Origin of the sequence: Actinoplanes sp. NPDC051343 (assembly GCF_044455125.1) — a bacterium.
Classification (GTDB): Bacteria; Actinomycetota; Actinomycetes; order Mycobacteriales; family Micromonosporaceae; genus Actinoplanes.
Genome location: NZ_JBITEL010000001.1, coordinates 48,659 through 61,062 on the forward strand (window position 1 = coordinate 48,659; position 12,404 = coordinate 61,062).

General features: G+C 66.3%; 10 protein-coding genes and 1 pseudogene. 6 read left to right on the forward strand and 5 right to left on the reverse strand.

Features of this window, described 5'->3' with window-relative positions; translation table 11 throughout:
- Positions 1–124: 124 nt before the first annotated feature.
- From ACIA5C_RS00140 to ACIA5C_RS00155, 4 genes are all read right to left on the reverse strand, one after another.
- The gene (locus ACIA5C_RS00140; protein ID WP_396049628.1) at positions 125–988 is read right to left on the reverse strand and encodes a carbohydrate ABC transporter permease; all 864 of its coding nucleotides are present in this window, start codon (positions 986–988) and stop codon (positions 125–127) included.
- 122 nt (positions 989–1,110) lie between these two features.
- Positions 1,111–1,278: a phosphopantetheine-binding protein gene (locus tag ACIA5C_RS00145; RefSeq protein ID WP_396049630.1), complete on the reverse strand. Its 168-nt coding sequence runs from the start codon at positions 1,276–1,278 to the stop codon at positions 1,111–1,113.
- Positions 1,279–2,091: 813 nt separating this feature from the next.
- Positions 2,092–4,308, reverse strand: coding sequence for a putative bifunctional diguanylate cyclase/phosphodiesterase (locus ACIA5C_RS00150; protein ID WP_396049631.1), 2,217 nt, complete (start codon positions 4,306–4,308; stop codon positions 2,092–2,094).
- 80 nt (positions 4,309–4,388) lie between these two features.
- The gene (locus tag ACIA5C_RS00155; RefSeq protein ID WP_396049633.1) at positions 4,389–5,690 is read right to left on the reverse strand and encodes an aminotransferase class I/II-fold pyridoxal phosphate-dependent enzyme; all 1,302 of its coding nucleotides are present in this window, start codon (positions 5,688–5,690) and stop codon (positions 4,389–4,391) included.
- A gap of 115 nt (positions 5,691–5,805) precedes the next feature.
- On the opposite strand from ACIA5C_RS00155, the gene ACIA5C_RS00160 reads away from it, so the two are divergent.
- Positions 5,806–6,345, forward strand: coding sequence for an enoyl-CoA hydratase/isomerase family protein (locus ACIA5C_RS00160; protein WP_396051977.1), 540 nt, complete (start codon positions 5,806–5,808; stop codon positions 6,343–6,345).
- A 129-nt stretch (positions 6,346–6,474) separates the two neighbouring features.
- Here the strand turns inward: ACIA5C_RS00160 and ACIA5C_RS00165 are convergent, their stop codons facing one another.
- Positions 6,475–7,200 carry a hypothetical protein gene (locus ACIA5C_RS00165; protein WP_396049635.1) on the reverse strand — a complete coding sequence of 242 codons (726 nt, stop codon included), beginning with the start codon at positions 7,198–7,200 and terminating at the stop codon, positions 6,475–6,477.
- A 579-nt stretch (positions 7,201–7,779) separates the two neighbouring features.
- Here ACIA5C_RS00165 and ACIA5C_RS00170 point away from each other — a divergent pair.
- The 5 genes and pseudogenes from ACIA5C_RS00170 to ACIA5C_RS00190 all read left to right on the forward strand — a co-directional run.
- Positions 7,780–8,085 (forward strand): annotated as a pseudogene (locus tag ACIA5C_RS00170) (transposase); the annotation flags it as partial.
- A 256-nt stretch (positions 8,086–8,341) separates the two neighbouring features.
- Positions 8,342–9,247 (forward strand): NAD-dependent epimerase/dehydratase family protein, encoded by a 906-nt coding sequence (locus ACIA5C_RS00175; RefSeq protein ID WP_396049637.1) that lies wholly within the window; start codon positions 8,342–8,344, stop codon positions 9,245–9,247.
- Positions 9,248–9,256: 9 nt separating this feature from the next.
- A complete protein-coding gene (locus tag ACIA5C_RS00180; protein ID WP_396049639.1) occupies positions 9,257–10,147 on the forward strand; it encodes an RNA polymerase sigma-70 factor in 891 nt (296 codons plus the stop codon).
- A 633-nt stretch (positions 10,148–10,780) separates the two neighbouring features.
- Positions 10,781–11,983 carry an MFS transporter gene (locus ACIA5C_RS00185; protein WP_396049641.1) on the forward strand — a complete coding sequence of 401 codons (1,203 nt, stop codon included), beginning with the start codon at positions 10,781–10,783 and terminating at the stop codon, positions 11,981–11,983.
- 101 nt (positions 11,984–12,084) lie between these two features.
- Positions 12,085–12,357, forward strand: coding sequence for a hypothetical protein (locus ACIA5C_RS00190; RefSeq protein WP_396049643.1), 273 nt, complete (start codon positions 12,085–12,087; stop codon positions 12,355–12,357).
- Positions 12,358–12,404 lie beyond the last annotated feature (47 nt).

The following is a 12,404-nucleotide window of genomic DNA, read 5'->3' on the forward strand; positions in this document are numbered from 1 at the left end:
ACCGCCTACGCGTACGGGATTTCCCACGGCTGGACCTCCGAGCCGGTCGGCCCGCGCTCGAGGCGACCGGGCGTGCGGCGCCGCTCGAAGATGCTTGGCACGCTCTCCGGATGCCTCCCGCAAGTCACTTGCTGAAGCCGGCGGTGAGACCGTTCTGCAGCTGCCGACGCCCGATCGCGTACAGGATGATGATCGGGAGAAGGGTCAGCGTGACCGCCGCGAGGTTGACGTTGGCCTGGCCCTGGAAGTCGGCCAGCGCCAAGGGAACGGTGCGTCGGCCGGGGCTCTGGGTCAACACCAGCGGGAGCAGAAGGCCGTTCCAGATGCCGATGCCGTTGTAGACGGCGACTGTGATCAGGGCCGGCCGGGTCAGCGGGAACACCAGCCGCCACAGCGTGCCCCACTCGCTGGCGCCGTCGATGCGCATCGACTCGAAAAGCTCCCGCGGCACGTCCCGAATGAAGTTCGACAGCACGAGGACGGACAGCGGGATCGCGAACGAGATCGACGGCAGGACGATCGCCAGCAGGGTGTCGTACAGGTCGAGCCGGATGATGATCAGATAGATCGGGATGATCACCGCCTGGAGCGGGATCGCCAGACCCGTCAGGAACAGCGAGTTCACCGCGCGGAGCCAGCGGTTGCCGACACCGCGAACGATCGCATACGCCGCCATGAACGAGATCGCCACCGCCGGAACCACCGCACCCAACGTGACGATGACGCCGTTCAAGAAGTAGCGCACGATGTGGCTCTGAATGACCAGCCGGTAGTTGTCGAGCGTCGGGTTTCTGGGCGGAAGCAGCGCGTTGGTGTCGAAGTAGTTCGACGACGTCTTGAGGCTGGTGATGACCATCCAGTAGATCGGTAGCATGATGATGACCAGCCACACCCAGCCGAGCGAGCCGCCGATCCAGTTGTACTGCGACAACTTGCCGCCGGGCGGGGCGTTCCGTTCGGCGGGCGGAGACACGTCGATCGTGGCCAAGACTCAGACACCTTCCAGCTGGCTCTCGTCACCACGGCCGGCGAGGAGCCGCGGCAACTGAGCCAGGATCAAATCGACCAACACAAAATTACCGCAGTCACGCTCGCCGGGCTGGAGTGCGATTACCGAAAAGTTCCCAGCGACAACGGCGTTCTGATCTGTCCTTTGATGTCGCCGATCAACCTGGTCGCCATCAAAGATGTCCCGCCGGGTCGGAAGAAATCGGCGTCCTTATCGATTGCCGACAAAGCGAGAGCCGTGTTCCACGCGGCCGCCAGAAGGTCGACCAAGGCATCGTCCCAGGTCGCCCGGCCCTCAGGCTCTGGCGCCGCTGAAAATCGTTAGGCGATCTATGAACGCGGCGTATCAACACCGGCATGCTCACCACCCCCGAAGGCACCGCATACAGACCGATCGATTCGTGACAGTACACATAGGGTGGTGGTAAGACAATACCGATCAGGCCGTCGGCCGCGGGATGACCCGCCGCCGGACGAGCCAGGCATTACGCGTTGGTTTGCAGCCGCACGTCTAGGTCGAGGTCTGCGCTAGTAGGGGGCTGGTTCAGGCGCGACGCTGACGGCGGCGCCGCCCCACGTGACGAGCGCCGGCTGAAACCCCGACGGCTGATCCTGACGGTCAGGTGTACCCGCGACATCAAACCCTCGCGGACATCGAAGATGACGTGCCGTCGTTGCAGACCGAGCCGGAGCTTGCTGTCCTGTCGCGGCCTCGTCGGCGGCGACTCACCTCGCCTACATAGCGGCGCCGAAGGCGCGCTCCAGACCTCACCTGCTCACCGATGCCGGCCGGAACGCGGAGCGCCGGGTCGTCATACCAGCGCTTCCTCAGGTATAACGCCGATCGTCGCGGACGCCGGCTGCGTACCCGCGTGTGGTAAGCCCTTCGGCGCTCAACCCGGCCGCCGGATCGTCGAGCTTGTAGATTCTGCCGGGAGCTGGTTCCGGCGTCTGGCCCGCCGCTACGACCGCAAGGCTTCTCACTTCGCCGGATTCCTGCACCTCGCCTCCGCTCTGATCTGCTACCGCCGAGCCCGTCGCCTGAACCTACTGACCAGCAACAACCCGTAACGAGATGCGGTCTTAGCTGGTAATGGTCTGCTGGTTGAGAATCCAGGACCGCTGTACCTGCGCCGGCCGCGGAGGGCTGTAGAGGTAGCCCTGCCCGAAATCGCACCCGTGGCCGCGCAGCCAGTCCTGGTGCTCGGCGGTCTCGATGCCCTCAGCGACGACCTGCTGGCCGAGGGCGTGCGCCATCGCGATGACTGTGCGGACGATGGCCTCATCGTCGGGGTTGATGCCGATGCCGGACACGAACGACCGGTCGATCTTGACGATGCTGGCCGGGAACTGCCTCAGGTACGTCAGGGATGAGTACCCGGTGCCGAAGTCGTCGATGCAGAGCACCACGCCGAGGCCGCGCAGTGCGCGCAGGGTTGCGAGGGAGAGTTCGAGGTCGTCGAAGACACCGGACTCGGTGAGTTCGAGCCAGAGTGCGTCTGCGGGCAGCCCGGTGCGCTGCAGGACGCCGCGGACGACGTCGACGAGCGCGGCGTTGCGCAGCTGCCGGACCGAGACGTTGACTGACATGTGCAACTGGGGTGCTCCGTCGGGGCGTTCGGTGCGCCACTGCGCGAGTTGGGTCGCAGCCTCTTCCAGGAGCCAGGCACCCGATGCCACGATCAGGCCGGTGTCCTCTGCGATGGGGATGAACTCCAGCGGCGAGATCATGCCCAACTCGGGATGGTTCCAGCGCATCAGCGCCTCGAAACCGGTCAGCTCGCCGGTGAGCAGGTCGATGATCGGTTGGTACTGCACCGACAGCTCCCCCAGTTTCAGGGCCCCGCGCAGAGCTTGCTCCAAGTCGGCGCGGCGGCGGGCCTGATCGCGCATGGCCTCAGTGAACACGGCGTAGCCGTTGCGGCCCGAGCCTTTTGCTCTGTACATCGCGGTGTCGGCGTCACGGATGAGGTCCAGTGCGTCGGCGGGCCCGGAGGACTCCGCGATCCCGATCGACGGTGTGATCTCGATGTCGCCGACGGACAGGCTGAAGGGCTCGCAGAATGCGTCCAGCAGACGGACAGCGAGCGATTCGGCCAGTGCGGAGTGCTCGGGGCTGGCCAGGGCGATGACGAATTCGTCCGCACCGACGCGACACACGAGGTCTTCGCTGCGAACGATCGCGCTGAGCCGGGAGGCGACGGCGCACAGTAGCTCGTCACCGATGGGATGGCCCCAACGGTCGTTGACCGCCTTGAACCGGTCGAGATCCAGGAACACCAACGAGGCATCGAGCCGGCCGTCGTCGGCCTGGTTGCACCAGGTGGTGATGGTGTCGGTAAGTAGCTCACGGTTGGGTAGGTCGGTAAGGGCGTCATGCGTCGCCCGATGCCGCTCGGCGCGTTCCAACGCGACTCGGTCGCTGACATCACGGAGGTTAATCAGTATGCCGTTGACCGCCTCATCGGCGAGGAGGTTGCGGCCTACGCCCTCGATGTCGTGCACGGTGCCGTCGGTGTGCTGGACGCGGAACCGCATCATCTTGGTCGAGCCGCGCCCGACTGATAGCAGCCGTATCGCCCTGCCCACGGTCGATGCGTCGTCGGGGTGAACATGATCCGCGATCACGGCCTGGGCGGTTCGCCCCTGGAGGGCCTCGGCCGGCCGGCCAAGCATGCGTTGCGCCGAAGGGCTGACGTAGGTGGTACGGCCTTGGGGGTCGAACAGAATCGTGGTATCCGACGACGCAGCGACCAGGGCCTGGAATCGGCGTTCGTCGTGCTCGCGAAGCCGTGCCTGCAATTCGTGCAGGCGCGCGGTCAGCCACGCCAAGCACTCGCCAGTGACAACACAGATGACGGTGCAGGTTACGGCCGAGGACGCGAGCCGCGGCGTGTGCGCCACGATTGCCAGCGGAAGCCAGTATGCCGCCAGGAACAGCGGGCTGAGCGCGAGGACGGTACCCCGGCGCAGCGCGGTACCTGCCCACACCGCGAGGACGAAGAAGGAGATGCTGGCCAGATATGGGTTGGGGTCCATCCAATTGCCGAACCCGCTGATGGCCAACGACGGCGGGATGGCCAGGATCTGCCACCTACGTTGCCACCGGTGCCACGGCAGCCACAACATGACGGCGCCGCACACCATGGTCGCGGCGCCGAGTCCGAGTAACACCGCCAGGATCCGGCGAGCGGACCCGACAGTCGGTGCGTACCCGATGACGACGGCGGCCGACGCGATGTAGAGCCAGCCGATGGCATGCCCAGTGAGCCGTCGGAAGGACCCGTCCGGCTCTGCCACCCCCCTGCGCCACAGTCGCCAGGTCACACCCCCTTATCGGCGGGGAACCCGGCCTACTGAGGAACCCCACGGAGCCCAGATCATTCGGCGGGCTCCCGGGGGGACGGGAGAACTCGGCCGGCGAGCTGTCGGCCGAAGGCGCGCCGTAGCTCGCTCATCGAGCTGCCCCCTTCAGCGAGGGCCTGGGGAAGAGCTGCGGTCAACGTCTCCACCAATTTCACCACGTCCTGGTCGGTGTGGTGTGCGGTGAGCGAGATCCGGATCCCGGACCGCTTGGCCGGGACCGCAGGGGACGTCGCGATGTCGACGAAGAACCCTGCATCTCGTAAGAGCTCTGCCACCCGGTAGGTGAGGGGCGGCTTACCGACGCCGACGCAGCGGATCGGCGTCGCGCTCGGGCTCACCACCGGAAGGTCACGCTCGGCGGCCAACCTGTTGAACAGGTCGATCAGGTGGTTCAGGTGGGCGCGGCGAGGTGCGACCGCGTCGGTCAGGTGCAGGCGGGCGGACGCGAGGATGGCGCCGAGCATCGGGGGCTGCACCGGGCCCGAGAAGATCAACGGTCCGCCCAGTGCGAATACCCGTCGGCGTAGCTCCGGGTTGGGAAAGGTCAGCACACCGCCGGCCGCGGCGAACGACTTGTTCAGTGACCCCGTGACGATCGCCCGCTCGGCCGCGGCCGCACTCAGTTGCTCCAACGCATATCCGCGGCCGAACCGTCCGGTCCACGAGATCGCGTGCGCGTCGTCGATGTACAACCACAGGTTTGGATGCTGCTCCGCAAGGCCGCTCAGCTGTGCGACGGGTGCGGGGTCGGCGTACATGCTGTAGATCCCGTCGGTCATGTACCAGACCCGCCGATGGGTGCGTGCCAGCTCCACGACACGGCGTTCGAGGCGACCGAGATCGCCGTGCGGCAACAGCTCTACCGGGATCCCGTCCGCCTGCACCAGCCTCGCTGCGACCTGCACGCTGAAATGCACTTGAGCATCGAGCAGCACGATGTCGTCACTCCCGACCACTACCGGAAGCGCGGCGAGATGCCCCATCGTCGTGCTCGGGCTGATCAGTGCCGGGCGACCGAACATCTCGGTCAACGCGGCCTCTGCCGGGGCATAACCCGGCGCCGACAGGTACGTCCGCGACGAGGAGAACTGACTGCCATACCTCGTCACCGCATCCACGACTGCGGCGACCAACTCGGGGTGGGTCTCCAGGCCGAGGTAACTGCACGAGCCAAAGCTCACCAGGCGTCTACCGTCGACGGTGATCACACGCCCGTCCAGCTGATCATCCTGAGCCGCGCAGTGCGCCAAGCCCTGACTTACCCCTGCCATTACGAGGTCATCAAGCGCGTCCAGCCGGGCTTCGATCGCGCCCATGGTCCCTCCCCGCATCCATTTCAGTACGCTCGGTAATCAAGTTGCCACAACCGATGTTGATCAAGGATGGCTTGACAGTAGTCTGACCTGCAATTGAGCGCCATGTCTGAAGCCTCTGCCGCAGGTCACCATCGGCAAGCTCGCCGGGCTGGCCCGCGGCGGCGGGAACGAGCCGCTGATGGCGCTGGACATGCGGTTCGCCGCGATCGGCAGTTCCGGCCAGGCTCAGCCGGGGACGTTGCAGGGCATCTGCCACGGCGGTGGCGGTACGCAGTACACGACCAACCTGATCGGCCGTACCCGCGCGCTGGAGCTGATCCTCGGCGGTGAACTGGTCGGCGCGGAGCTGGCGGAGCGCTACGCCCTGGTCAGCCGCGCACTGCCGGCGAACGAGCTGGATGGCTTCGTCAGTGCGCTGGCCCGCCGGATTGCCGCGCTCGGCTCCGTAATCATCGATGTGGTCAAGACCGCCGTGAACGCCGCCGACACCGCTGTGTACGACATGGCAGCCGAGAGCGCCCTCGCCGCCCGATTCTCCTTCCCGGACGTCACCGCGTTCGCCCGTCGGCCGCTCGACGCAGGTGTACAGACCCGCGAGGGCGAGCTTCGCCTCGAGGAATTGCTCCGAGGCCCGCAGCCCGGAGCCGGTGCCTGACCCGCAACGCCGACTGCCGCGCGGGTGCTGAGTCGCGGCTGGAGCCGACGGTCGACCCCGAGGGCAAATTTTCCCAGACGATACGGCCGCTCGTGACGATGTCGGGCCCCGGCCGGCCGCGGCATGCCATCAGTTGCGAGGTCGCACGTGGGCGAACCTTCCGGTCGCACAGACGCGGAATCCGTACTCTTGGAGTTCGTGGAGCAGCCTGACGTCATCTGCCGGCACGTAGACGAATGGCTCGTCGCCACGGATCCGGACGGCAGCAGCCTGAATGGCGGCCAGGCGGACGAGCTTGGATCTTCCTCGGCTGGTCAGATCGGTTCCGCTGACGGCGACCTCGGTCCATCCTTCGAGCTTCAGCCGATCGCCGGCAATCGCTATCACCCGGCCCCGGCGTCTAAGTGCGATGCGGGCGGACCATGGCGTCGGTCCCGGTGTTCCGATCCGGTCGATCGCCTCCCAGTTGCTGAGCTCCATCCCGGTGAAGACTGACGCCTCGAGGTTGGGCTCCGCAGTTGTCGGCTTTGCTACAAGCTGCATGACGACCTGATCATGGAGAACTTCCCAGTTCCTCGGAACGGCAAGCTGATGTGCCATGACGCTGGCGGCTTCACCGTGTCGCAACAAGGAGCGAAGTGTGTCCCAAGCCGACGGGTCCTGCGGGTCGCGCAGCGCTGCCATCGGTGCGTCGCTGCCTATTACGCGTGCGGCATCTCCCTTTCGATGAGCGATATCGGCCTGACGCCCGGTGAGTGCGGCCCACACCGGATTGAATTGCACGGTGACCGGCGGCGCGTTACACATTTCGGTTCCCGAGCTTGCGGCGTGACGATCGTCGCGGTCAGCATCCATGCGCGCATCCAAGTGTGATGGCGGCGCACGGCGTGGACCGCGACGAGCGCCTGGTCCGGCGGGGCCCGTACGACGCCGGTCCGAACATCGGCGCACTACACGCTGGGTACACCGCCGCCGCCAGCTCGGTCGGCTCAACGCACGTCCGCCACGGCCGTGACAACACCGCCCGGAACCGCGCACGGTGAGCAGAGCCCGCAGTGTTCTCGAATCCACAAGGTTGGCAGCGCATTGGGTCGCCCCCTTCGTCATTTCCACATTAGGTGTTGACGACAGAGGGAGCTACCGAATATCGATCAAGATCTTTGCATGCGTCGAATGTGGTAAACGGGGATCGCGTCACCGTGCCATTCCTATGGAACGCCACTCGTAATTGCAAGTTGCCCGGTGTAGAATGAAGGTCGCTTCCACTGGCGACAGTGGCTACGCTCGGCGAGTGGGCGAGTTCTCCGGTGCGGACGGCACACGTGAACGCGGCAGGCGTCCCGGCTGCCCGGGCGCCGCCGTCGAAACCTGCCCGGTTGTCGGACGTTGACCGCCGATCACGTTGTCCCCCCACTAGCAGCGCTCGCCGGCCCCGCCTGCCCGGAAATGATCGACCTCGCCAGCCTCGTCGGCTCGGTCGCCGCCCTGCTAAAACCATCCGCGGGCAACAGCGCACGACTCGACGCCTGGGTCAACGCCGTCCGTGTAGCCGATCTGCCACATCTGCATACCTTCGCCCGCGGCTTCGAACTGGCCCACGACGCCGTCCACGCCGTCGTGACGATGCCCTACCACAACGGCGGAACCGAAGGCGTCAACACCAAGACCAAACGCATCATGCGCCAGATGCACCGCCGAGCCGGGTTCACCCTGCTACGCCACCGCATTCTCCTCAACTGAGCTCCCCACGGTCACCACCGAAAGAGCGCCAGAGCCCGAAAAGTGGGCCGGAACCCAGATTCGGTCGCCGTTGACAGCCACGGGTGTCGACGTGAATCGATGGCCTCGGACCACCCGAACTCACCGTCACGCTCCGCCGGCTTCGAGCAGGACCAATCCCTGACCGGAACGCGTGTGACCTTTGCCACGGCCCAGATCGTCACACGGTCGGCAGCTGGCTCGTCGTCCAGGCACGACGACCTTTGAGGAGATCAACATGCGAGTACTGGTGGCCGGATCGACGGGAGTCCTGGGGCGACAGGTGGTACCGGTACTTCGTGCCGCCGGGCATGACGTGATCGGTCTGGCAACTCGACGCACCGACTCCGCCGAACCTACGGTTATCGCCAACGCGTTCGACAAGGACGGACTGGTCGACGCTGTCGTGCAGGCCAAGCCGGATGCGGTCGTGCATTTGATGACCGCAATTCCGAAACGCATCGAACCGAAGCGGCTGGCCAAGCAGTTCGCTCTGACCAACCGGCTGCGAACGGAGGGCACCGCGAACCTTATCGCCGGGGCGCGCCGTGCCGGAGCCGATCGGATCATCACGCAGGGATTGGCCTACGGCTACGAGCCAGGTCCGGGCGTCGCCCGCGAGGAGGATCCGCTGTGGGTCCACGGACCAGCCCAATTCCGGCCGGTGGCGCGAGCGCTGGTTGAACACGAACGTCTGACGGTCCAGGCAGGAGGACTGGTGCTGCGGTTCGGGCACCTGTACGGACCAGGTACGGCGTACGCAGCGGACGGCACATTCATCGCCGACGTTCAGTCCGGAAAGGTGCCGCTCGTGGGCGGCGGACACGCGACGTTCTCGTTCACGCACTCCCGGGATGCCGCGATGGCGGTCTTGGCCGGGCTCGACAAGGACGTGCACGGCAAGCTCAACATCGTCGACGACGCACCGACGCCGGTGGCGGAGTGGCTACCGGCCCTGGCCACGCTTCTGGGGGCGCCGGAGCCGAAGCCGGCTCCAGCGTGGCTGGCTCGACTGGCCGTTGGCGGTTGGGGTGTGGCGTTCATGAACGAGTTGCGCGGTGCCGACAATGCCCGTGCCCGTCTCCAGCTCGACTGGCGCCCGGGATATCGCACCTGGCGTGCCGGCTTCGCAGCCGAGCTGTAAGGGCCGCCCGTGAACGACCAAGACGAGGCGGCGGCGGAGTTCCAGCAGCACCGCCCTCGGCTTCTCGGCACCGCCTACCGATTGCTGGGTAGCGCCTGGGACGCGGAAGACGTTGTCGAGGAGGCGGCGATCCGCTGGCTACAGGCCGACCGTTCGACGGTCAGGAAGCCAATCGCGTTCCTCACTACGGTGGTCTCTCGCCTGGCGTTGGACCAGCTCCGGTCGGCACAGAGCCGCCGTGAGGCGTACTACGGCCCGTGGCTGCCTGAGCCTGTGCTGACCGACAACGCGCGCCTCGGTCCCCTCGAGACCGTGGAGCAGCGCGAGTCCATGTCCCTCGCGACGCTACGGCTGATGGAGCAGCTTTCGCCGCCGGAGCGCGCAGTATTCGTGCTCAGGACCGCCTTCGACATTCCGTATGACGAGATCGCCACTGTTCTCGACATCAGCCCGGACAACGCCCGTCAGCTGTTGCATCGGGCCCAGACCAGACTTGCTGAGGGCCACAACCGGTTCCAAGCCGACACCGCTGACCACACCGCGTTGTTCGAACGATTCCTCGCCGCCACCGCCGGCGGCGACCTAGGGGCATTGCAGCAACTTCTCGCCGAGGACGTTGTCGCCTACAACGATGGCGGCGGGAAGGTCCGCGCGGCGCTTCAACCGATCATCGGATCTCGACACGTCCTGCGCTTTATCACGGGTCTTGTGGATAGGTACACCATCGACGGCTCGCTGCTCTTCGTTGAGGCCAATGGCCATCCAGCTGTGATCATGTCGATGGGCGGCCAACGACAACTGGTGGCGATCGGAGCCAGGCAGGGACGGATTACCGAGATCTTTGCCGTAATCAACCCGGAGAAGCTGACGTACACCGACCGTCAGCTCCAACTTTGTTGAACCTTCCGAGGTCCCGATCGCCGTTCGGTTCGGAGAATCCCTCGCGAAGCAGATCTGGGTGAACACTGCCGCGCGCACCGCGCTTGGCCGGGATCTGATTGCTTCGTTTCCTCATCGCGGCGTATGCCGAGGTCGGCCTGGTCGCCGCCCTCCCGGACCAGCGCATCCCCGCGGACTGCTTCGCGCCGGGCGGTGGCCGCCCTCATGGGGGCGTCGACGGTCTCGTGTCCGCATCGAACCACTGGCGCCGTTAGTATCGCTCCCGTAATATATGGTCGGCGTATGGCTAAGGCCGCAAACAGGAACCGGGGGACTCCGCATGACGATCGTCTTTGGTGCGAACGGACGTGCAGCCGCAGTGAGGCCGACTCCACATCCCGCCGGCGGCCGATCGGTTCGAGTCGTCCGCCCCGGCTTCGTTCCCGACCGGAAGCTGCCGGATAACCGTGTGCTCGTACACCCATGCCGCACCGGCTGGAAACCCCGGATGCCGAGTGAGATGACCAGGCCAGGACGCGTACCACCGTTGTCCGGCAAGGTGATCGAAGGTTGCGCTCGGTGACTCGGCCCGGTCCGCGAAGCAGGCACCATCCGCGGGTCGCTGCGGTCGCCGGATACCGTGCCGTGTTCGCGGTGCGGGAGTATCGGGCGATCTTCACCGCCCACGTTCTGTCCGTTGTGGGCGGCGTCTTCGCCGAGGTCGCCCTGGCCGTGCTCGTCTTCCGCGAAACCGGCTCAGCACTGCTGACCGCACTGATCTTCGCGCTCGGATTCCTGCCCTACGCCCTCAGCGGAGTCCTGCTGTCCGGCCTCGCCGATCGGCACCCACCCCGCCGCCTACTCGTCACCTGCGACTTGCTCAGCGCGGCCTGCATGGCCACGATGGCCACCCCCCGAACACCCCTCGCCGCACTGTTCGTCCTGCGCTGCATCACCGCCAGCATCTCACCGCTGTTCACCGGCACCCGCGCGGCCAGCCTTGCCGACATCCTCCCCGCTGACCTCTACATACTCGGCCGCTCGCTGGTACGCATCGTCTCCCAGACCGCGCAAGTCATCGGATACGGACTCGGCGGCCTCGCCCTGGTGTGGTTACCACCTCGCGCAGCCCTCGGCGTCGCCACCACCACCTTCATCACCTCCGCCCTGCTACTCCGCCTCGGCACCCGCGACCGACCCGCCCGGACACCCACCGCCGCCACGACGACGACGCACCAAACCCTCACCTCGACCGCACAGCTACTCCGCCACCCACGCATCCGCGCCCTGCTCCTGCTGTGGTGGATCCCACCCATGTTCTTCGTCGTCGCCGAAGGAACCGCCGCCCCCTACACCACACAAACAGGAGCAGGCTCAGGCGGATTCGGCCTGTTCCTCGCGGCCATGCCCGCCGGCACTGTCATCAGCGAAATCCTCGCCGGCACACTCCTCACACCCGCCACCCGCGACCGCATCGTCTTCCCCCTCGCCGCCGTTTCCCTCCTGCCCATGATCGCGTTCGCTGTTCACCCCCCACTCCCCCTGGCGATCGCGTTGCTGTTCACAACCGGCCTGTGTGCTGCCTACACCCTCGGCATGGACCAGTGGTTCATCCAGGCCGTTCCCGAGCGGCAGCGGGGTCAGGCCATGTCCCTGCTCGGCGCCGGAATCATGACCCTCCAAGGTCTCGGCATGGCCGCCGGCGGCGCCATCGCGGAAGCAACCCCCGCATACACCGTGATCTGCGGAGCCGGCGCCATCGGGACCTTCAGCGTGCTCGGCGTACTGCGATCGGTACACCGCTCAGCCGAGCGCGCTCCATCGGTTCAGAGGAAAGGAGGTGATCGACATGCGTAACTGGTTCCCCAACTAACCGCATCCAGCAGACCCTCAGGCCTGCTCCGCCCACGGGGTGGCGATGAGAACATCGCCACCCCGCACCACCCACGCTCCTGACCATGGTGGCCTTCGCCGCCGCGGTGGCGACCCTCATGCTGATCCCCGGCTCGCGATGCCCACATGGAGTCCCGCACGCACTGCGCTGCGCCTCGTCGCCACCACCTCGCGTGCTGCAGATCTCTTCGCCCGGCGGCTGGGAGGGCTACCTGGAAGACCTGTTCGAAGCCGGCGACGCAGTACTCACCGATGGGCGTCTGAACCCCGTGAAAATCAACCCGATCGCCGCCCCGTACAACATCCGGTACGAGGAGAACCAACGGACGGTGGATTAGCACGCCCGGGCGAGACTGACCATGCCGTAAGCCTTGCACCCGGCCGT